Below are 19,567 nucleotides of genomic sequence, written 5' to 3'. Positions count from 1 at the left end.
GCCCGGGTTGCCTTGAGCTTCCCAGCTTTCACTTTTCTGCCCGCCCGGGTCGAAGAGCGAAAGTGGGCCGCGAAATGAGCGAAATCAACGAAATGAGAGTCCCGACAAGGACTTGCGGGCGTTTTGGTGAGGCGAAGCGAGCGAAATGAGCTTCGCGCCACTACGCGAGTCGGTACACCCGCGTTGGCGTACCCGGCGTGTCGGCAGGCCGCTCGACCCACTGCACGCTGATCCTGGGCGGCGTGCTGGCCAACAGGTGCTCCAGGCTGGCGTCGATCCGCGCCTTGGTCACCTTGCCCCGGAAGCACTCCGCGCTGATCTGGCTGCGCGTGGCCTGGCCACGCTCGTGGAGGAAAGCCAGCACGCGGTTCGACATTTCCAGCACCTGCGCCAGCTTCGCCTCCTCGGCGGCGCTGACGAACACGAAGCGCACGGACGCCGTGGCGTGGCGAATCCATGCCGTCGCCGCGTCGATGTGCTTGGCATCGATGCGGGTTTGCAGATCGGTCAGCGCCATCAGCATCGCCAGCCGTAGCAGCATCGGGGCACGGCGCTCCAACAACGCGCCGACGACGCCGTCGCCGAGATCGTCGTTCAGTTCGCCCCGGTAGAGCTGGGCATAGCGCCATTGCGCCTGCGGCGATAGCTCCATCCGCAGGTGGTCGCGACGGTCGTGCCGATTGGCATGAACGAAGGCCAACACCTCGAGCGTCCTGCACGCCAGATGCTCCACCACCGCCTGCGGCGTCTCCTTCGGGAAGGGCAGCATCCGCGTGCGCTCGGCCCAGATCAACAGGAAGCGATTGGCGAAGCCGTTGGTGAGATCGCGGGCGCTCATCAGGCCCGTCAGTTCGCTGGGCGAGATCGCGCCGCTCAGGCAGACGTGTGGTTGGCTGGCGTAAAGCCGGTTCGACTTGGTGGCGGGCTTCAGATCGACGCCATCCCAACAATCGCGCAGCGCCGCCGACAGCGTGTTGCCGTCGCGCCGTCCCTGATGCAGCACGTTGGCGAATTCGGATTCGACCACCCACAGCCGCTTGTCCTCGATGGCGGGCACCTCTAGTCGGCCTTGCCGATAACCATCGTGCATCAGCGCCACCAACCCCTCGCGGCTGGACAGGCCGCCGCGATGAATCTGCGGCGCGAAGCCTTCGTCCATCGCGCGCAGCGCCTGATCGATGCGCAGCACCAGCGACACCGCGTCGCCCTTGCGGCCACGGCCCGAGCGCCCGACATGCAAGCAGAACAGCCGCGCGTGGTGGCGGGTGTTGCCGACAGGCAGGTACACGCCGCGCCCGACCGCGCAGGACAGATAGGCCATGAAGTTGGCGGCGATGGCGACTGCATTGGTTTCCGTGCCTTCGCTGCCGGCATGGGCCACGTCGCCGATCAGGCCATACAGGCACGCCGGATCGGCCACGGGCGCATTGCGATGCGCGACCATCGCCGCCTCTCCGCCGTCATCGGCATCGTCCGGCGGTGATGTGGCGTGCGGTCGGTGAATAGCATCGCCGATCCGTCGCATTCACTTTCCGTCCAGCGCCACGGTCTGGATGATGTTCTCGAACTCGGCCAGCACGTCAGGCTGGCGCTGCGACAGAAAACGGAACACCGCCTTGTTGTCGATCAGCTTGCCGAGGTAGCCGCGTGCCAGGACCAGGAGTAGCACGTCCTGACCGTAGGACTTTTCGACCAGCTTCAGTTGCCCTTGGATGTTTCCCATCTCGCGCTCCATCTTCACCATCTGTTCCGCCGTGACGCCGGGCAGCTTCCGAGGCCGCTTCTCGCTGACCAGCAGGTGCGGCGGCGTGGCCGCAAGCAGGGCTTCGGCGTAGGCGACCGTCATGTTGTTGGCAGTGAGCATCAGCTCCACGCACTCGACCTGCCGGGTGGGTTTGAGTTTGCGCAGCACCGAACCGAGGTTGGCAGAGAAGTGCTGATCCTTCAGCATCTCGACCGCCTCCGGGCAGATGCCTTCGAGCAGGCTCACCTTCTTGTGGATCTGGCTGATGTCCACGTTCAGCGCCTTGGCCAGCCGCTCGGGCGAAACGCCACGCTCGACTGCTCGCCGAAGCATGTGGTGCTCCTGAATGGACGAGATGCGGTTGATCCGGTTGTTGTAGGTGTAGCTTTCGTCGTCGGTAGCGACCAGGCACGGTGCGTCGACGTAGCCGAGCTGCCGCAGCGCCAGCAGGCGCATGTGCCCGTCGAGCAGGATGTGCTGGCCGGTGGCCTTATCGGCCTTGCCCACGCTCAAGGGTTCGATCAGTCCGACTGCTTCCATCGAGGCCATGATCTGCTTGAACTTTCGCGACGTATTCAAGCCCTCCGGCGTCTTGCGCGACGGCAGAATCCGATCCAGCGCAAGCGTGATCGGTTCTGGGATGAACCCCAGCGGCGGGCGGCTCATGCCGCGTGACCTCCAGCCCAGACGCGCTCGGCCAGTTGCTTGGGCAAGGTGTCCAGTCCTTCGGCGCGCAGCAGGTTGGAGAAATGCTCGTCGGCCAGCAACTGGCGCAGCGCCTCGATCACGAACAGCAGGCGCTGCTGGGTGAATTCGGCCTTCTTGACCATCAGCTTCTGCCGCTCGACCTCGTGCTGGTAGTTGCGCACCAGGCTGGAGGTGGTGACGGACGCTCCCTTGCGCGTGGGCCGGTGGGCCAGCGTTTTGCCCAAGCTGCTGCGCCGCTGAAGCACGCGACGCGCCTGCATCAGTTGCCCGCCGCGCAGTTGGCCGCTTTCGTAGGCGTCCTGCAACGCGGCCTGCACCGCTTCTTCGTCGCTTGCGCCCGCGATGGTGATGGCGACGCTGAGCGGAACCCTTCCGGCCTCGACGGCGGCCAGCAGGCGTTCCTCGCTCTTTTCGAAGAGGAGCAGGATGCCTTTGATGTAGTCGAGACTCAGGCCGGTCTTCTGGGCGATGACGCGCTTGTCGTAGCCCTGTTGGCTCAACTGCTCGATGCTCATCAGCAGTTCCAGCGCACTGTATTTCCTGCGGGCGATGTTCTCGGTCAGGCTCATGATGAAGGCGTCTTCGTCATTGACCCGCACCACCAGTGCCGGAATCTCTCTCTCGCCGAGCGACTTGAAAGCCTTGAGCCGTCCCTCACCGCAGATCAGCAGGTAGCGTTTGCCGTCTTCGAGATCGTCGCGCGGCGTGACCGTGACCGGCTTCTTCAGACCGACGTTCTTGATGTTGCCGACGATCTCCTCGAACACGCGGCCGTTGCGGTCGCGTGGGTTGAGCACCGCGATCTGATCGACCGGGATCATCTGCAGCTCGGTGGCGTGGTGCATTTTGCTCATGCGACTCTCCTCAGACGGCTGCGCTCGGCCATGCCGTAGAGGTAGTCCAGGCTGTCGAAGCGGTAGCTCTCGAATTCGAGGCCGTTGTGATCGGCCAGGTGAATGCGCGGCTGGCCGAAGTCCAAACGCGGCAGCAAGTAGTAGTCCAACGCAGCCTGATTGCTGTCATCCAGACGCACGGCGACCGTGATGTCGGGCGTCAGGCTGGTATCGAAGCGCACCTTCCAGCGGCGGCGGTCGTTGTCCAGCAACTGGCAGCGCGAGAGCACCAGCGAGACGGTGAACTCGCGGTTGACCGTGAGCAGGTCGGTCGCCGGATCGCGCGCGACCGCGCCGCCGACATCGGCGATCATCCGCTCGGTTTGGCCGACGATCTCCGGGTGGAGGCGGCGCAGGAACTGGTTGACCTCCAGATACTGGTAGTCCCGATCCGGCGTGAAGCCCACCGTCTGGTAGGCGCGGATCAGGCTGCCGAAGCGGTGCGCGTAGGCCGCCGCCGACGGCATCCCCTCGGACTCGTCGATGATCAGGCCGGACAGGTAGCCGTGCTGCTGGAAGAGCCGCCGCAGCTTCTCGATCAGCTCCTCGTTGCTGAAGCGGTGGGCGCGTTCGCGCAGGATGCCTTGCGCCGTGTAGAACAGCTCGGGCGGCACGATGCCCTCGAACGCGCCTTCCTTCTTGATCCACATCTCCGGGCGGTTCACCACGCGCACCTTCTTGAGCTTGAAGGAGCGCCTGTTGTAGACGTTGTTGCCGATGTATTTCTCGTTGGACAACACCTCGCGCACCGTGGCCCGCGTCCAGTCGCGCCCGAGGTCGGTCCGAATGCCGCGGGTGTTGAGCCGGTCGGCGATCTCGGATTCGAACAGGCCGTCCTCGACGAACCAGCGGTAGATCTGGTTCACGACCGCCACTTCCTCGTCCGGGCCGGGCTGCAGGATCACGCGGTCGGTTTGCAGGCTCTTGTGCTCACCACGCGAAAGCTGCCCCTTCACCGCACCGGACTGGTCGATCAGCACGCGTCGCAGACCGTAGCCCGCTGGCCCGCCTTGGCGGAATCCGAGTTCGATCAGGCGGCACTGTCCGGCGAACACCTTCGCCGACAGCTCGCGGCTGTATTCGCCCGCCATTGCACGTTTGACGCCTTTGACGATGGTGGACACCGGCGAGCCGTCGTTCTCGAACTGCTCGGCGCAGTAGGCGACCTGAATTCCGGCGCGGCGGCAGATGTATTCGTAGTAGGCGCTTTCGTCGGCGTCCTGGAACCGGCCCCAGCGGCTCACGTCGTAGACGAGGATGATCTGGAAGTCGGCCTTGCCTGCCTGGACGTCGCCGATCAGTTGCTGGAGCGCCTGCCGACCGTCGATGCGCAGACCGCTCTTGCCCTCGTCGGCGTAGGTGCGGACGATCTCGATGTTGCGCCGGGCGGCGTACTCGCGAATTTTGTCGGCCTGGTTCTCCGTCGAGTATTGCTGGTGCTCGGTGGACATGCGCACGTACTGCGCGGCGCGGAACACCGGCCCCGGCGGACTTATAGGCGATTCGTTCGATTGCATAGACCCGGTCACTCCGTGATTGGCGATCTCGGGTCTGCCGCCCCTTCAATGGACACGCCGCCGCCGCACGGCGGCAACGCACACGGTTGGAATCGTTGCCATGCAGGATGTTCGAGAGAACCCGTTTTGGAAGCAAAGTTACGGGCGAATCGACGAGGCGTCGATCACGTCCTCTCTTGACACGTCCATCTTGCACGGACACGTCACGCAGACCGGCGTGATCTCGACGACCCACGAGTCGCCGTTTTCCCTCGGCAATGCCGGATGCAGCGTGATGCGGTACAGGCCGCTCGGCAGGTCGCACGCGTCCATCTTTGCAAGATCGCCGTTTCGGCCCTGGTCCCGCGACCGCGGCTGCTCGCGGTTGCGCTGTGCGTACTCGGGCCGGGCGTCGCGGTAGTTTCGCCAGTAGTCCTGATTGCGCTGCGACCACGCCTGCTGGGCGGCGCGCTGGTTGATCCGGTAGTCCGGATCGGATTGGAGCTTGGCTCGCTGCCACTGGCGCTTGCGGGCGCGCTGGCAGTCGGGCGCGGAACAGAAGGCTTGGTCGGGAACTTGCGGGCGGGGTTCGAAGGGCTCGCCGCAGCAGGTGCAGTGTCGGGTCATCGTCGGGGTCTCCATGCAAATCCGCACGGAAGCCGCGACCGATCACCGTCGCCGGATGATCACGGGGGCGATCAGGCGCTCATGGGAGCGAGGCCGCGCGATTACTCATGGGCGACCACTTCCATGTAGGGCCGCATCACGTTGGCGACCCGGCACACCTTGGCGTACCGCCACAGATCCTCCGCCGAGGCCTTGCGCGCCCTCCAGGCATCTTTCAGCGCCTCCATCGCCACATCCAGACCGATCTTGTTGCGGTGCTTGAAGCAGTCCACGACCGTCTTGGCCGCGCTGTAGACCCGCAGCGTCACGCCGTCGCCCCGGTGTTCCTCGATGCCTGCTGCGTGGGCATCACCCGTCATCTGCACCATCCTGATCGGCGGCCAATCGATGCGCGGCGCGTGGCAGCCGCGCGGCATGGCGATCCAGACCTGGGGTGGCAGTTGGGTGGTCAGTCCGTGGAATTGCAGCGCGGACAGCAGGCAGAACACGGCCTGCGGCGCTCTGGCCGCCACCACCACGAGGCTTTCGTGTTCCGAGACCGGATGGCCGGGTAGGCGGTAGAGGCCGCGCCCGACCCGGTCCAGCAGGCCGGCGGCGATCAGGCGCGTCAGGACGACCCGTGGCGCGTCGATGGCGTCCAGATCGCTGGCGCGCAGCAAACCTTTCTGGCTGGCCAGATCGAGCACGCGCTGGCTGTGGGTGTCGGCGGGCATGGCTGGAGCATGTTCCATATATTCTCTCAATGTAGCATTTTGGAGAAACATAGGAACATCGTGCTGCTGGATGCGGTGATTAGCTGCCACATTCGCCGCACATCATGCGGAGAATGACTTGCCCTTGCGGCGAATAAGGTGTTTAATCTCCGCATGGATAGCGGAGAAAAACTCTACATCTGGCAGGCCAACGACTGGCCGAAATGGCGCTACGACCTGTCGGCGCTCACTGGCCCGTTGACCGAGGTCAGCCGCGCCCAAGGCGTGCTGCTGGGCCGTCTGGCCGACGTGGGCATGGCGCTGCGCGATCAGGCCAGCCTCGCCGCCTTGACCGAGGACGTGGTCAAAACCAGCGAAATCGAAGGTGAAGTGCTGAACGTGGAATCCGTGCGCTCGTCCATCGCCCGGCGCTTGGGCGTGGACATCGGCGCAGTGGCTCCGGTGGATCGGCACGTCGAAGGCGTCGTGGAGATGGTGCTCGACGCCACCTCGCGCAGCGCCGAACCACTGACCGCCGAGCGCCTGTTCGGCTGGCACGCCGCCCTGTTCCCGACCGGGTACTCGGGCATGAATAGGCTCACCGTGGGCCAGTGGCGCGACGATGCCGCCGGGCCGATGCAGGTGGTTTCCGGCCCGGTGGGGCGACGCAAGGTTCACTTCCAGGCACCGCCCGCCGACGTGCTGCCCGTGGAGACGGCGCGCTTCCTCGCATGGGCCAATGAGGAAACCGGCGAGCCCATGCTCATCAAGGCCGGGCTGGCGCATCTGTGGTTCGTCACGCTGCACCCCTTCGACGACGGCAACGGCCGCATCGCCCGCGCCGTGGGCGACCTGTTCCTCGCGCGCGCCGATGGTAGCCCGCAACGCTTCTACAGCCTGTCGGCGCAAATCCAGCGCGAGCGCAAGGACTACTACGACGTGCTGGAGCGCACGCAGAAGGGCACGCTCGACGCCACCGGCTGGCTGTCGTGGTTCCTCGACACACTCGGGCGCGCCGTCACCAGCGCACAGTCCACGCTGGATGCCGTGCTGGTCAAAGCACGCTTCTGGCAACGCTGGGCGGGCATGTCGTTGAACGAGCGGCAGGTGAAACTGCTCAACCGCCTGCTCGACGGCTTCGAGGGCAAGCTCACGAGCAGCAAGTGGGCCGCCATCGCCAAGTGCTCGCCCGACACCGCGTTGCGCGACATCACGCAGTTGCTGGAATTGGGCGTGCTGAAAAAATCGCCCGGCGGCGGGCGCAGCACCGGCTACGAGCTCGCGGACTGAAGTGCATCGACGGGCATGCCCGCACCGCTGCGGCACGGACGCAGGTGATGCACCTCCCAGCGGAAGACTTCTTCGATGCTGAAACGGATGACGTCACCGTTCGCCATCCTGTAGAAAGGAATGCCGAGCCGCTGGCGTTCCTGATTCTGGTGAAGCCAGTGAGCGGGCAATCCAGTGATGTCGGCCACCTCCTTGGCGGAGTAGAAAATCTGATCGCGCCGACCGGGTCGCTGCTGCATCATCTGCTCGATGGCGTCTTCGCGCGCGGTGGACGAGGATTCGGACAAGGCGCGTCCGGCGCTGGATCTCCACGTCACCTGCGCCTTGCGCTCGAAGGCCTCGACCTCCATCAGGAGGTAGCGGACAGACCTGCCGATGTGCCATGCGGGCGGGCCGATGCCCTCCGAACGCCAGCGTTGGAGCGTCTTGGGCGAGAGGTTCCACCTCGAGCACAGCTGCGTTTCGTTGAGAACCGGATACTTGATTGGCGGTTCATCCGGGCCGGTGTCGGCGCGGCGGGTAGTGGAGTCAGCCTTGGGTTTCATCATGCGCCTCCGTCAGGGCGGCCTCGGCCGCCGCAAGGCTGCCGTACTGCGCGATGAGCGCGAAGGCCTCGTTGAGGTAGTACCGCTTCGGCTCGGGCGCGGCTGGCACCTGAGGTTCGACGACGGGCGTCGCCGCCGTCAATGGCGGCAAGGCAGCGTCGTTGGGCATCCCCTGGCGGTTTGCCTGCTCATAGGCCACGATTTCAGCCACCGCGTAGCGGACGGCCTTGGAGAGCTTGAAGTACGGTGGGCCGCGCTCTTCGCTGCGCCAGCGTTGCAAGGTCTTGATGCTGATGTTCCAGCGCAAGGCAAGTTCGGTTTCGGTGAAGGCGGGTTCGGTCAACATGGCGCTCCTTTCGTCGTTCGTGCTGGGCATTACGGCGGCGAACGCGACGAAAGCCAAGTTGCAGGCCCAGAAGCGCCCGGCATTGGCGACGGCTGCGAGTGCCAATCGGCCTCTCTGAACTTCCGGTCGTGGGCATGCGCGGGGGCGCGGAATCCTTCCTCGGAATCGCGCACATATGGCGGGGTTTCCGACCCGTGGCGAGGCACAGCGGAGAAGCGGGTTTCGTTTCTTGTTAAACTACGCCACCAGATACTTGTCCGACGAGGTTCGTCGGAATCCGAAAAGCCCTTTGTCTTCAACGACTTAGGGCTTTTTTCATTCCGGCGAGGTCCGACGAGGTACGCCCCGATCCAAGCGCCGTTGCAGAAGATTTTGCGGAAAGTCCAAATACCTTCCGACGATCTTCGCAGCGCTCTTCAACGAGTTCAGCGTAAGGAGGCCACAAGATGGCTTTGGAGAAGATCAAGGGCGACCGCGAGATCAAAGCACTCAAGCCCGGAGCGAGTCGACTCAGTGATGGAGGCGGCTTGTACCTGGTGCCATTCGCCTGGGGAAGCACGCATGTGTGGCGAATTGACTACACTTTTGAAGGCAAGCGCAAAACGCTGAGCTTGGGCACCTATCCCAAGGTCGGACTCGAAGACGCACGCCACAAAGCCCGTGAAGTTTGGTCATGTCTTGCTCAGGGTGGAGATCCCATGCAGGCACGGCACGCGGCCAAGCAAGAGCGCAAGGCGCTCAAGGAGGCAGCCCGCAGGAGCAAGGCCGGCGAGCCCCCCATCGGCAGCTTCGAAGAAGTAGCGCGCCGATGGTTTTCGGTGAAAAAGCGCCAATGGATGGATTCCTACAGTTCCAAGATCATCCGGCGCCTCGAGTTGCATGCCTTCCCCCGCTTTGGGCACATGCTGCTTGAAGACATCACACCCAAGACGGTGCTCGAGGCCTGCCGTGCTGTGGAGCGTAACGACACCCTGGAGACCGCACATCGGCTGCGCGAGCACTGTGCGCGGGTGTTCCGCTTCGCCATTGCGGAAGGCAGGGATCTGCGCGACCCATGTCAGGACATCCGTGACGCGCTGCAACAGCCCGTTGTGAAGCACCACGCAGCCATCGTCAAACCTGAGCCTCTGGGAGCTTTGCTGAGGTCGATCGATGGCTACACGGGCACATTCGTCGTGAAATGCGCTCTGAAATTGGCCCCCATGCTGATGCTGCGCCCAGGAGAGTTGAGACAAGCACGCTGGGAAGAGTTTGACCTCGACAACGGTCTGCTTTACGTGCCCTCTTCACGGTTGAAGAGAACAAAGCGTGAGAAGGCCAACGGCCACCGGATCATTCCGGCGTGATGCCGATGATTTACATGGCCGTGGAGGAATGTGGACCCATCATCGTGCCACTGGATGCGGTAGCCCTGTCTGCCATGCGAAGGATGTACTGGGTCGAGGACGATCAGACCGTCATCACCTGGCTGGATCACATCAAGCGACTTCTGCTGGCCGACGCAGGCCAGGGGTTGCTGGGCAACTTGCGCAGGACTGCGCCTTGGTTGGCTCACAACCCATTGCTCAAGATGGAGCGGCAACACAGCCGTGACATGGCCGCGCTCAAGGCGCTTTACACCAGTCTGGGCCATGACACCCAGACCACGCATTGATCAAGTGAAGGAAAGGGAAGGTTCACGATGACAACATCCATCACGTCCTACGAGAAACTCGAAGAGTTCGGGCGCGTCCCCCTGTCCGAGCACTTCTTCATGCGCGATTTCCTGCACAGCGAGATTGCCGCCTGGCACGGTTTGCGCAACATTCCTGATCACCCTGACGCGGCCATCTACGCTGGCGAGCAGCTTTGCCAACAACTGCTGGAACCGCTGCAAGCCACCTTTGGGCGCATTCATGTTCGCTCGGGTTACCGCTCGCCTGCCGTCAACGAGTTTGGCAATCAGAACAAGCTCAATTGCGCCAGCAATGCGTCCAACTACTCGGCTCATATCTGGGACTATCCGGATGCGCAAGGCAAGCGCGGTGCCACGGCTTGCATCGTGGTGCCCTGGCTGGTGGATCACATCGAGCGAGGTGGCAGTTGGACCAACATGGCCTGGTGGATCCACGATCACCTTCCCTACCACTCGCTGTACTTCTTCCCGCGCCTGGCGGCTTTCAACATCCGCTGGCATGAAGCGCCTGTCCGTCGAGTGGACAGCTACGCCGCCCCAAAGGGCTGTCTCATTCAACCCGGTACGCCGGGTGCGCCAGGCATGCATCAGGAGCACTACGTTGGGTTTCCCGACGTGGACGCGCCAATGATTGGGTCCGCCCCAGCCGTCTTCCCCACTCAAACCATCGTCCAGCCAGTCCAACACACCATGCAAACACCTGTCCCGACAAAACCTACAGCGGCTCGTCAAGGGTCAATCTTCTACCGTGCGGTGCATGCCACGACCGCTTGGCGGAAGGTGAACTCACACCACAGTCTGACGTCTGCGCTGACTGGCCCCCGAGGCGCCCGCGTGCTGTTGGCAGGCAAAGGTGCCATTGATTACGACTTGCATGGTGATGCGTTGTATGTGCTCGTGTGGGAAGCCGGTAGCCAAGAGGGGCAGGCTGTGCGACGTCATCCCACTCGAGCGGGCGAGTATCAGTTCGCCAAGGTACCCGTGGCCACACTCGAGCGCTTTGAAGCCGCAGGCCATGCGAGCCAAACTGATCTGGCATCACTTTTCGCGTGAGTTGTACAGAGGGCAACAGAGGCGCGACACCCATGCTTTGCGCATCAGTTGCATGGATGAGGCCAGGGTATGTGATCGCTCACACGCAAGGCTGGGATGGGCGCATGCTCCTCCCGGTCTTCAGTTAAGGACCCGGTGATATGAAACTCATCTCCAACATCCTCTTGTTCATCGCCTTGTACATCGCGGCCAGGATGCTTGATGCCATGCAGTACCACTTTTGGGGCTGGTCGGTCTTCTCCTTTCTTGGCTTCTGGGAGCACACGAGGAGATGACCACTATAGGCTGAGAGCTGCCCCTCGTGCTGCGCGCTTGGATCGGCGGCTATCGACCGATAGCAGGCGTCTATATTTGGCATAGATAGCACAACTTATTTCCCTCACAGGCACCCGCGACCATGTCTCAAAAATGACATCAACGAGTCATCAGGGTGTCATATCACGACATTACCATCGCTGCAATTCAGATTCGTAATCAGGTCATCATTTTTGATTACGATTTCAAATCTGCCGGAGGTGTCATGATCGAACTACAGAATGTCTCAGTCAGTTATGGTGATGCGATTGCACTGTATCCCACCACTCTCAAACTCCATCAGGGACAGTTCACCGTATTGCTCGGATCTTCCGGCGCTGGAAAATCCACGCTACTTCGCTGTATTAATTCGCTGCATGCGTCGCAGCGCGGCACCACCATTGTCGCCGGCTTAGGAAATTTGGCGAACTCGCGTGCATTGCGCATGCATCGCCGACAGACTGGCATGGTGTTTCAACAGCATCAATTGATTGGCCGACTGACGGCTTTGCAAAACGTTTCGATGGGCCGAATGGGCTACCACACGGCATTACGCAGTCTATTCCCCCTCCCGGCGAAGGATCAATCCATATGCCTGCAAAGTCTGGACCGAGTCGGCTTATTGCACAAAGCCTTAAGCCGTGTCGACGCATTGAGCGGCGGCCAGCAGCAACGCATCGGTATTGCCCGGGCTCTGGCTCAGCAACCTAAACTGGTGTTGGCTGATGAACCGGTAGCCAGCCTCGATCCTGCTACTGCAGAGCGAGTGCTAAGTCTGCTGCACCGCATTTGTAAAGAGGACGGGATTTCGGCGGTCGTCAGCCTGCATCAGGTAGACCTCGCTCAACGTTATGCCGACCGTATTATTGGCCTGTCCCATGGCCGAGTCATTTTTGATGCCGCCCCGCAGACTTTGGATCAAGCCAGTTACGACACGCTGTATGAACAAGTACCCCGTTCTTCTTTGAGCGTTCCACAAGACGCTCGAGAGGAACGGCTTATCGATACTTCATTTCCCATGCAACTTGCTACCGTAAAGGATTGATTATGAAAAAACTCGCATCCGCATTATTGTCTGTCTTGCTTGCCGCCGTCTGCAGCATTGGCCATGCATCATCCAATCCCGATCCAGAAACGCTCAAAGTTGCGCTGCTGCCGGACGAAAACGCATCGACCGTAATTAAAAACAACAAGCCGCTCGAAATCTATCTGGAAAAAGAGCTGGGAAAGAAAATTGAGCTGGTGGTTACCACTGATTACTCGTCAATGATCGAAGCCATGCGTCACGGCCGTATCGACATGGCATATTTTGGCCCCTTGTCGTATGTGCTGGCTAAGCAAAAGAGCGACATCGAGCCATTCGCAGCGATGAAGCAAAAGGGTAGCACTACCTACCAGTCCGTATTGATCGCCAATACTGGCGCCGGCATCGCCAAAATCAGTGATATCGTCAACAAGAATGTCGCTTACGGTGATAAGGCATCCACCTCCAGCCATTTGATTCCGAAGTCGATATTGGCGGAAAACGGTTTGAAAGCCGGCGAAAACTATCGCGAACACTTTGCCGGTGCGCATGACGCGGTGGCCATGGCCGTGCAAAACGGTCACGCGCAGGCTGGCGGCTTGAGTAAGCCGATTTTTGAATCCCTGGTTCAGCGCGGACTGGTCGATCCCAACAAAGTAAAAGTTCTTGCCGAATCGAAGCCATATCCGCAATACCCGTGGACCATGCGCAGCAATCTGAAGCCGGAACTGAAGGAAAAGATCCGTGCAGCCTTCTTGAATCTCAAAGATCCGGAAGTCCTGAAACCTTTCAAAGCCGATGGTTTCGGCCCGATCAGCGACAAAGACTATGACGTGGTGCGCAGCCTTGGCACACTGCTCAAGCTCGATCTGTCGAAGTTCTAAGTGAGCGACAGCATGCAAGCTGATTTTGGTTTGATTCTGGCCGAGCGCCAGCGCGTATGGAACCGCACGATACTGCAGTTTGCCGTTGTGCTGGCGATTGTGATCGGTTGCTGGTATTACGTCGGCCTATTTGATGCCGAGCGATTGAAGGATGGCATGCCAAGCCTGGTAAAAATTGCCGGCGAGATGTTCCCACCGAACTTCTCGCAGGCTGGCACCTGGGTCAAACCGGTACTGGATACCTTGGCCATGAGTATCGCCGGTACGGCAATCGCGGTATTGCTATCCATTCCCTTAGGAGTGCTCGCCGCGCGGAATACTAGCCCTCATCCACTCGTGTATCAAGCCACACGCGGCCTGTTAAACGCTTTGCGATCGATACCCGAACTGATCATGGGCATCCTGTTCGTGGCAGCCGTTGGCTTCGGCGCATTGCCGGGTGTTTTAGCCCTAGGCTTACATTCGGTTGGCATGATCGCCAAATTTTTTTCGGAATCGATCGAACATGCCGATCCGGCACCGGTAGAAGCCGCGCATGCAGCGGGCTGCACGCCATTGCAGGTGATTTTTCATGGGATCTTTCCCCAAGTGCTTCCGCAAATGGCCGATACCGCGATCTATCGATGGGAATACAACTTCCGTGCTTCGACCGTGATGGGCATGGTCGGCGCCGGTGGAATCGGGTTCGAGCTGATGGGCTCTCTGCGCATCATGCAATACCAGGATGTCTCGGCTATTTTGCTGGTTATTTTAGGCATGGTTACCCTCGTCGACGCCTTCAGCTCCTTCCTGCGTCGCAAGTTCAAATAACTCCCAAAGCTTACAAAGGTTTTTATGAAGCCCAAAGTCGTCCTCACCCACTGGGTGCACCCGGAAATCATCGAATTGTTGTCCGCTAGCGCCGATGTTATCCCCAACACCACACGGGAAACCTTGCCGCGTTCTGAGGTAATTGCGCGAGCCAAAGATGCGGATGCACTCATGGCTTTCATGCCGGACAGCATCGACAGCGCGTTTCTCGAGGAATGTCCAAAGCTGCGTGTCATCGGCGCCGCGCTTAAAGGCTATGATAACTTCGATGTCAACGCCTGCACACGCCACGGTGTATGGCTTACGATTGTGCCGGATTTGCTTACGATCCCGACCGCTGAACTGACTATCGGCCTTCTTCTCGGTTTGACAAGGCATATGCTGGAAGGCGATAGGCAAATCCGTAGCGGACACTTCCAAGGCTGGCGGCCGACACTATATGGCTCTGGTTTGACAGGAAAAACGCTTGGCATCATTGGTATGGGGGCGGTCGGCCGTGCAATCGCCCAGCGCTTGGCTGGCTTTGAAATGAATCTCTTGTATTGCGATCCGATTCCGCTCAATGCCGAACAAGAAAAGGCTTGGCACGTACAGCGCGTCACGCTCGATGAACTGCTCGAAAAATGTGATTATGTCGTGCCGATGGTTCCGATGGCCGCAGAGACACTGCATCTGATCGATGCCACCGCGTTGGCCAAGATGAAAACCGGTAGCTACCTGATCAATGCATGTCGCGGCTCGGTCGTGGATGAGAATGCGGTGATAGCAGCACTGGCGTCTGGAAAACTAGCTGGATATGCAGCCGATGTCTTCGAGATGGAAGAATGGATACGCGCTGATCGCCCGCAGGCTATCCCCAAGGCGCTGCTCGACAATACGGCACAAACGTTTTTTACGCCGCATTTGGGATCGGCGGTCAAGGAAGTTCGGCTTGAAATCGAGCGGCAGGCAGCGATGAACATCATCCAGGCACTCGCTGGTGAAAAACCGATGGGCGCGATTAATCAGCCGTATCCGGGAGTAAAGGCGGCGTGATAGATCTGGAGCGTGTGGCGACGTTCATTGCCGTCGTCAAATGCGGGGGCTTTCGCGAAGCGGCGAAGCAAACTGGATTGTCCCAGCCAACAGTAACGCAGCATATCAAGCGGCTGGAGCAGTCTTTGCAGGCCCGGCTGATTGACCGCGCAACAATGCCGCAAAGCCTGACATTGGAGGGAAAGATTTTTTTCCCCTATGCGGAACAATTGCTCCGTACTAGCCATAAGGCTACGGCAGCCCTCCACAATAAAAGCCTGGTCGTTGGTGCAAGCTCCAATATCGGCATTTATCTTTTACAACCCTATATCAAGGCGCTCCAAGATAAATTAGCAAACAAGATCGATGTGAGGATCGGCAAAAATATCGAGATTGCCGCTTTGCTGGAAACGCTTGAAGTGGATGTAGCGGTAATGGAGTGGTGGGACTCACGTCCTGGGTTCGTCTCAACAGTATGGCGGCGCGAGAGGATGGTTGTCATTGTTCGCCCCGGCCATCCTTGGGCTGCCGAGTCGACCATTCCACTTAAGTGGTTAAAATCCCAGATCTTGCTTGGAGGCGAAGCGGCTACCGGAACTGGGCGCCTACTACAACAATATGCCGGTGCCGACTCGGCAGAGTTCACAGTGGGTATGCAGTTAGGTAGCACCGAGGCGGTCAAACACGCGGTCCACGCAGGGCTAGGAATCTCGCTTGTGATGGAAAGCGCGGTCAAGCATGAACAGGCAAGCGGATGGTTACATGCAATTCCGATTGAAGAAGATGTTTACAAAGATCTTTATCTCGTACATCGCTCAGAAACTTCGTTAAGCGGTCCGGTGGCAAGCCTTGCAGATTTGATTCTCCATTCTCCGGATTTAGGCTCAATAGAATATAAATAGCAAAACGAATGTCTGCTTCTGGCCGAGAGCTGACCTTCTCTGCGCGCATCTCACTGACCGCAACCGCTGCAGAGCCGCCGGTCGCCCGGCGCCTTAAGGCTGGGTGCGTGGCGACCGGTGGCTTTCGACCCGACAGCGACGTTGACTGCGTCGGTGCCAAGCTGATCAGATAGAAGCGCGCAGAACGCGCAGAGAATATAGCCCATGACCGGGCAGCACATACCCATCGCCACACTGATCGCTTCAAAGCCCAAGAATCCAGATTTGCTGCGCCGTGCTCTGATCTCCGTCATCCAGCAGTACCGACGTCCAGACCTTTTGCTGCTCGCATTTGATCGTCGATTACCAGAGCCTGGCGCATTAGATGGTGTGATCAGTAATCCGTTTATCAATGGCGTCGTTGTCCTGCGGAACGAGCGCATGCAAGGGGCTGCTGGCACCTGGAACACCGGCTTGTCTTGGCTGCAAGAACAAGGCTTTGATGGCTACGTGGCGATACTCGATGACGACGATGAATGGGACCCCGATCACTTGAGCCAATGTGAGCGAGCAGGTGCCCGCGGTGGTGCTGACGTCGTCTTGTCTGGTCTTCGGGTGATGAAGGATGGCGTTGAGATTCCGAGAGCGCCGTTGTCTTCGGTCACAGTGGATGACTTCCTCGCCGGTAACCCCGGGTGGCAGGGCAGCAATACCTTTGTCAAGCTGGAGGCCCTGATGCGTGTCGGTGGCTTCACCGATGGTCTACCCAGCACCAATGACCGAGACTTGGCCGTGCGTTTACTCGGACTGCCTGATTTGAAAGTGGCATTCACCCACCGAATGACAGCGACCTGGCACATTGACAGCCAGGCAGATGCTTTGTCCCGCCCCGGCAGCCCTGAGAAGCGCGCAGGTCTGCTTCAGTTCCTGGCGATGCACGGTCACTTGATGTCGCCTGACGTCATGACCAGGTTCAAGGCGCGTGCCCGTGATCTGTTTGGCGTTGACATGCCATGAGCGTGAACGGGCATGAGCAGCCAGGGCTGCCAGATTGGTCAGAGCCGAGGGTACCCAAGGTACGCCTGACGCACCGAAACATTCACTTCCTCATCGCACCCGGTGACGTCGCCATGCAAGCATCGGTCATCGTGGGTCTGTCTCACCGCAACCACCCGAGTGGTTTGAACGAGGCGTTGCGGAGCGCCATGGCGCAAGACATGGCAGACGATCTGGCGTTCCTGGTGCTGGACGACAGTTCGGATGAGGGTTGGATGCAATCGCTGCATGCCGACCTCTTGTCTGACCCTCGGCTGGTAGTCGCAGCAGGGCACTTCGGTTCGCCCACCCAATCCAGGAATGGCTTGCTCGACCTGGTGGACGAGTGCTTTCCAAATGCGAAGTGGGTCGCTCGATTGGACGCCGACGATCGCTTTGCAGAACCCTCTAGCCTGCGGGCGCTGGTGCAAGCCGGCGATCAGCGTGGCACCTTGTTCGTCATTGGAAGCAATCGCCTGTCGGTCGATGGCGAGTTACTGCCCGCCGTGAACTGGGCAATGGCTGAAATCCTCCTGGATCAAAGCCGTCTCAATGGCTTCATTCAAGCGTTTTGTCGCCAGCAAGTCCCCAATGAGCTGCCGTCATGCAATTTGGTGCTTCGCACATGTTCGGGCATCAGGTACCCCAATGCCAACAGCGCCGAAGACCACTGGCTAGTTGCTGGCTTGCTGATGAATCGGCCAAACGAGGGCTGTGTGGTGACAGAGCCTGCCTACGCGGTGTACTCGCTGGATGGAGTGGTGACGCAGGCCAATCAGAAGTCAGATGCATGGGCAAAGTCCAGGCTGGCGTTGGCTCAGGCCGCGGAGGTGTGGCATCGCGCTCATATGACGTCTGACGCCTCGGTGTTGGGTTGGGGGCAAGAGGGCGTGGTCTGGCGAGATCCGTCTGGCACCTTCAAGAGTTTCTACCCGTACTCGCTGACCTATGAAGCGCTCAGTGAGATCAGGAGCCTGGCGGCATCCGTTGGGGATGCGGTCATTGCATTCGACATTTGCGATGACTCTGACCCTGGGGCACTGATTCGGCTTGACTCAGAACCTTTGCAGGAGCCGGGACGACGTTGGCCATTGGAGTTGTCTCGTCACTTCTTGCAGAAGCTTTATCGCGCAGGTGTGGTGACCAGCAATGTCAAGCGAGACAACCTGCGGATCACCGCTTCAGGCACTTTGCAGTACATCGACATTGGCCGAGACATCGTGCGTCTGACGGCTTCGCGCTTCCTAGATTGCGCCGCAAGGCTGTACGCCATTGGGGAGTTGGGATGGTCCGATCATGAATTGGCACGACGTAGGACACCTGAGCGCCAAGTGGAGGCCTTGAGTGCGCTGCCTGGCTTTGATACCTACTACGGCGAGTTGATGCGGTCATTGCACCCTGCTTGCGCGCTGGATACCGATAAAGAAGTGCCGATCCCCGAGCCGTCAGCTCACCCTGATGTGACGCTCTTGATCAAGTGCTGCCCGCAGGATGCGAGCTCTGCCCACTTGCAGGTGCAGCACCTGGTCAGTGAGTTGGGGATGCGTGCGCGTTTTGCGAAGAGGGTTCTTTTGATTGACCCTTTCGAGGGGCCTTACCTTCGGCAGTTCGCTGAGGGCGATCTGTCCGCGCTGCGTGTCGCAGCCAGTCAGTTGCATCAGTCGGGTTTTATTGACGAGGTGTGGGTTGCGCCCACCGATCCGGTTGAGAGATTCCACCTCAAGGACAACTGGTTTTCATCGAGGACCGGATACGTGATGACTGGCTCTTCCGGGCTGGCCACAACACCCTGTCTATCGGCATCAACCTTGGGCTTCATCGCGCGCCTCCGTCAGCGCGGCCTCGGCCGCTTCAAGACTGCCATACTGCGCGATGAGTGCGAAGGCCTCGCTCAAGTAATACCGCTTTGGTTCGGGGGCGGCGGGCGCGGGAGATTCGACAACGGGCTGCGAGTCGCACAAGGATGGCAACGGCGCTTCGTTGGACATGCCCTGGCGGATTGCCTGCTCATAGGTGACGATCTCATCGACTGGATAGCGGACGGCCTTTGAGAGCTTGATGTACGGCGGGCCGCGTTCTTCGCTGCGCCAGCGTTGCAGGGTCTTGATGCTGACGTTCCACCGACGTGCGAGCTCCGTTTCGGTGAAGGCGGGTTCGGTTTGCATGGCATTTCCTTTCGTCGTTCGTGCCGGGCATTACGGCGACAAACGAGAGGAAAGCCAAGTTGCATCCCCCAGATTCCCTGGCAGTTGCGGCAACTGCGAGTGCCAATCGGCCTCTCCGAACTTACAATCATGGGCATGTGCGGTTGCGCGAAATCCTTCCCCGGAATCGCGCGAGGGTCTCAAGGCTTCCGACCGGGGCTGAGAGACTGCTGATATGTGGGTTTGGTTTTCTGTTACACTCCACCACCAGGTTGAAAGAAAAACGGACGCTTCGGCGTCCGTTTTTCTTTGGTGCTCCGCCTTGCCGGCACCGGTCCCCCGTTTCGTTCTCGCCCCGTCCTGGCCACGCAAGGTGGCCGCGCCGTTCCGCCGCAAAGCCGGCAGAGCCTTC

At 60.2% G+C, this 19,567-nt stretch carries 20 protein-coding genes; 12 read left to right on the top strand and 8 right to left on the bottom strand.

Annotated elements, in window-relative coordinates; genetic code table 11:
• Window positions 1-160: 160 nt before the first annotated feature.
• The 6 genes from FOB47_RS25245 to FOB47_RS25220 form a co-directional block, all read right to left on the bottom strand.
• Window positions 161-1,444, bottom strand: a complete 1,284-nt coding sequence (locus tag FOB47_RS25245; protein ID WP_081092653.1) for a hypothetical protein — start codon at window positions 1,442-1,444, stop codon at window positions 161-163.
• Window positions 1,445-1,525: 81 nt separating this feature from the next.
• A complete protein-coding gene (locus tag FOB47_RS25240) occupies window positions 1,526-2,410 on the bottom strand; it encodes a plasmid partitioning protein RepB C-terminal domain-containing protein (RefSeq protein ID WP_053822728.1) in 885 nt (294 codons plus the stop codon).
• A complete protein-coding gene (locus FOB47_RS25235; RefSeq protein WP_061953543.1) occupies window positions 2,407-3,306 on the bottom strand; it encodes a plasmid partitioning protein RepB C-terminal domain-containing protein in 900 nt (299 codons plus the stop codon). The genes FOB47_RS25240 and FOB47_RS25235 overlap by 4 nt, the downstream gene beginning before the upstream one ends.
• Window positions 3,303-4,796 (bottom strand): recombinase family protein, encoded by a 1,494-nt coding sequence (locus tag FOB47_RS25230; protein ID WP_223819441.1) that lies wholly within the window; start codon window positions 4,794-4,796, stop codon window positions 3,303-3,305. Before FOB47_RS25230 ends, FOB47_RS25235 begins: the two co-directional genes overlap by 4 nt.
• Window positions 4,797-5,000: 204 nt before the next feature.
• Window positions 5,001-5,468 carry a hypothetical protein gene (locus FOB47_RS25225; RefSeq protein ID WP_053823232.1) on the bottom strand — a complete coding sequence of 156 codons (468 nt, stop codon included), beginning with the start codon at window positions 5,466-5,468 and terminating at the stop codon, window positions 5,001-5,003.
• Between the two features lie 101 nt (window positions 5,469-5,569).
• Window positions 5,570-6,181: a type IV toxin-antitoxin system AbiEi family antitoxin domain-containing protein gene (locus FOB47_RS25220; protein WP_053822725.1), complete on the bottom strand. Its 612-nt coding sequence runs from the start codon at window positions 6,179-6,181 to the stop codon at window positions 5,570-5,572.
• A gap of 153 nt (window positions 6,182-6,334) precedes the next feature.
• Here FOB47_RS25220 and FOB47_RS25215 point away from each other — a divergent pair, with 153 nt between their 5' ends.
• The gene (locus FOB47_RS25215; protein WP_061953545.1) at window positions 6,335-7,450 is read left to right on the top strand and encodes a Fic family protein; all 1,116 of its coding nucleotides are present in this window, start codon (window positions 6,335-6,337) and stop codon (window positions 7,448-7,450) included.
• Here the strand turns inward: FOB47_RS25215 and FOB47_RS26255 are convergent.
• Both FOB47_RS26255 and FOB47_RS25205 read right to left on the bottom strand, forming a co-directional pair.
• On the bottom strand, window positions 7,432-7,998 hold the full coding sequence (locus tag FOB47_RS26255; protein ID WP_244959386.1) for a helix-turn-helix transcriptional regulator: 567 nt from the start codon (window positions 7,996-7,998) through the stop codon (window positions 7,432-7,434). The genes FOB47_RS25215 and FOB47_RS26255 overlap by 19 nt on opposite strands.
• The gene (locus tag FOB47_RS25205) at window positions 7,979-8,446 is read right to left on the bottom strand and encodes a helix-turn-helix domain-containing protein (RefSeq protein WP_060784888.1); all 468 of its coding nucleotides are present in this window, start codon (window positions 8,444-8,446) and stop codon (window positions 7,979-7,981) included. The genes FOB47_RS26255 and FOB47_RS25205 overlap by 20 nt, the downstream gene beginning before the upstream one ends.
• Window positions 8,447-8,787: 341 nt before the next feature.
• On the opposite strand from FOB47_RS25205, the gene FOB47_RS25200 reads away from it, so the two are divergent.
• From FOB47_RS25200 to FOB47_RS25155, 11 genes are all read left to right on the top strand, one after another.
• Window positions 8,788-9,687, top strand: coding sequence for a tyrosine-type recombinase/integrase (locus tag FOB47_RS25200; protein WP_104566654.1), 900 nt, complete (start codon window positions 8,788-8,790; stop codon window positions 9,685-9,687).
• The gene (locus FOB47_RS25195; protein ID WP_123876282.1) at window positions 9,684-9,995 is read left to right on the top strand and encodes a hypothetical protein; all 312 of its coding nucleotides are present in this window, start codon (window positions 9,684-9,686) and stop codon (window positions 9,993-9,995) included. Before FOB47_RS25200 ends, FOB47_RS25195 begins: the two co-directional genes overlap by 4 nt.
• A gap of 27 nt (window positions 9,996-10,022) precedes the next feature.
• Entirely contained in the window at window positions 10,023-11,069 is a 1,047-nt protein-coding gene (locus tag FOB47_RS26055) for a hypothetical protein (protein WP_197742969.1), read from the top strand.
• A 140-nt stretch (window positions 11,070-11,209) separates the two neighbouring features.
• On the top strand, window positions 11,210-11,344 hold the full coding sequence (locus FOB47_RS26315; protein ID WP_255407782.1) for a hypothetical protein: 135 nt from the start codon (window positions 11,210-11,212) through the stop codon (window positions 11,342-11,344).
• Between the two features lie 245 nt (window positions 11,345-11,589).
• Window positions 11,590-12,408, top strand: coding sequence for a phosphonate ABC transporter ATP-binding protein (gene phnC, locus FOB47_RS25185; RefSeq protein ID WP_020200553.1), 819 nt, complete (start codon window positions 11,590-11,592; stop codon window positions 12,406-12,408).
• 2 nt (window positions 12,409-12,410) lie between these two features.
• The gene (gene phnD / locus FOB47_RS25180) at window positions 12,411-13,271 is read left to right on the top strand and encodes a phosphate/phosphite/phosphonate ABC transporter substrate-binding protein (protein WP_046983516.1); all 861 of its coding nucleotides are present in this window, start codon (window positions 12,411-12,413) and stop codon (window positions 13,269-13,271) included.
• A 12-nt stretch (window positions 13,272-13,283) separates the two neighbouring features.
• Window positions 13,284-14,081, top strand: coding sequence for a phosphonate ABC transporter, permease protein PhnE (gene phnE / locus FOB47_RS25175; protein ID WP_009238668.1), 798 nt, complete (start codon window positions 13,284-13,286; stop codon window positions 14,079-14,081).
• Between the two features lie 24 nt (window positions 14,082-14,105).
• The gene (locus FOB47_RS25170; protein ID WP_009238667.1) at window positions 14,106-15,116 is read left to right on the top strand and encodes a phosphonate dehydrogenase; all 1,011 of its coding nucleotides are present in this window, start codon (window positions 14,106-14,108) and stop codon (window positions 15,114-15,116) included.
• Complete coding sequence (locus FOB47_RS25165) at window positions 15,113-15,997, top strand: LysR family transcriptional regulator (RefSeq protein ID WP_080324167.1); 885 nt, start codon at window positions 15,113-15,115, stop codon at window positions 15,995-15,997. Before FOB47_RS25170 ends, FOB47_RS25165 begins: the two co-directional genes overlap by 4 nt.
• A 204-nt stretch (window positions 15,998-16,201) precedes the next feature.
• A complete protein-coding gene (locus FOB47_RS25160) occupies window positions 16,202-16,993 on the top strand; it encodes a glycosyltransferase (RefSeq protein WP_045785179.1) in 792 nt (263 codons plus the stop codon).
• 113 nt (window positions 16,994-17,106) lie between these two features.
• A complete protein-coding gene (locus tag FOB47_RS25155) occupies window positions 17,107-19,062 on the top strand; it encodes a glycosyltransferase family A protein (RefSeq protein ID WP_157773973.1) in 1,956 nt (651 codons plus the stop codon).
• The last annotated feature ends 505 nt before the right edge of the window (window positions 19,063-19,567 follow it).

Origin of the sequence: Cupriavidus gilardii, assembly GCF_013347325.1 — a bacterium.
GTDB classification, from domain to species: domain Bacteria; phylum Pseudomonadota; class Gammaproteobacteria; order Burkholderiales; family Burkholderiaceae; genus Cupriavidus; species Cupriavidus gilardii.
Note: the sequence above shows the minus strand (reverse complement) of the source record. Positions and strands in the feature narration are given on the sequence as shown.

What these genes read in the sequence shown, in the direction of transcription:
- FOB47_RS25245 (WP_081092653.1), bottom strand. Translation starts at nt 1,444, where the DNA reads ATGGTCGCGCATCGCAATGCGCCCGTGGCCGATCCGGCGTGCCTGTAT.
- FOB47_RS25240 (WP_053822728.1), bottom strand. Translation starts at nt 2,410, where the DNA reads ATGAGCCGCCCGCCGCTGGGGTTCATCCCAGAACCGATCACGCTTGCG.
- FOB47_RS25235 (WP_061953543.1), bottom strand. Translation starts at nt 3,306, where the DNA reads ATGAGCAAAATGCACCACGCCACCGAGCTGCAGATGATCCCGGTCGAT.
- FOB47_RS25230 (WP_223819441.1), bottom strand. Translation starts at nt 4,796, where the DNA reads ATGTCCACCGAGCACCAGCAATACTCGACGGAGAACCAGGCCGACAAA.
- FOB47_RS25225 (WP_053823232.1), bottom strand. Translation starts at nt 5,468, where the DNA reads ATGACCCGACACTGCACCTGCTGCGGCGAGCCCTTCGAACCCCGCCCG.
- FOB47_RS25220 (WP_053822725.1), bottom strand. Translation starts at nt 6,181, where the DNA reads ATGCCCGCCGACACCCACAGCCAGCGCGTGCTCGATCTGGCCAGCCAG.
- FOB47_RS25215 (WP_061953545.1), top strand. Translation starts at nt 6,335, where the DNA reads ATGGATAGCGGAGAAAAACTCTACATCTGGCAGGCCAACGACTGGCCG.
- FOB47_RS26255 (WP_244959386.1), bottom strand. Translation starts at nt 7,998, where the DNA reads ATGATGAAACCCAAGGCTGACTCCACTACCCGCCGCGCCGACACCGGC.
- FOB47_RS25200 (WP_104566654.1), top strand. Translation starts at nt 8,788, where the DNA reads ATGGCTTTGGAGAAGATCAAGGGCGACCGCGAGATCAAAGCACTCAAG.
- FOB47_RS26055 (WP_197742969.1), top strand. Translation starts at nt 10,023, where the DNA reads ATGACAACATCCATCACGTCCTACGAGAAACTCGAAGAGTTCGGGCGC.
- FOB47_RS26315 (WP_255407782.1), top strand. Translation starts at nt 11,210, where the DNA reads ATGAAACTCATCTCCAACATCCTCTTGTTCATCGCCTTGTACATCGCG.
- phnC (WP_020200553.1), top strand. Translation starts at nt 11,590, where the DNA reads ATGATCGAACTACAGAATGTCTCAGTCAGTTATGGTGATGCGATTGCA.
- phnD (WP_046983516.1), top strand. Translation starts at nt 12,411, where the DNA reads ATGAAAAAACTCGCATCCGCATTATTGTCTGTCTTGCTTGCCGCCGTC.
- phnE (WP_009238668.1), top strand. Translation starts at nt 13,284, where the DNA reads ATGCAAGCTGATTTTGGTTTGATTCTGGCCGAGCGCCAGCGCGTATGG.
- FOB47_RS25170 (WP_009238667.1), top strand. Translation starts at nt 14,106, where the DNA reads ATGAAGCCCAAAGTCGTCCTCACCCACTGGGTGCACCCGGAAATCATC.
- FOB47_RS25160 (WP_045785179.1), top strand. Translation starts at nt 16,202, where the DNA reads ATGACCGGGCAGCACATACCCATCGCCACACTGATCGCTTCAAAGCCC.
- FOB47_RS25155 (WP_157773973.1), top strand. Translation starts at nt 17,107, where the DNA reads ATGCAAGCATCGGTCATCGTGGGTCTGTCTCACCGCAACCACCCGAGT.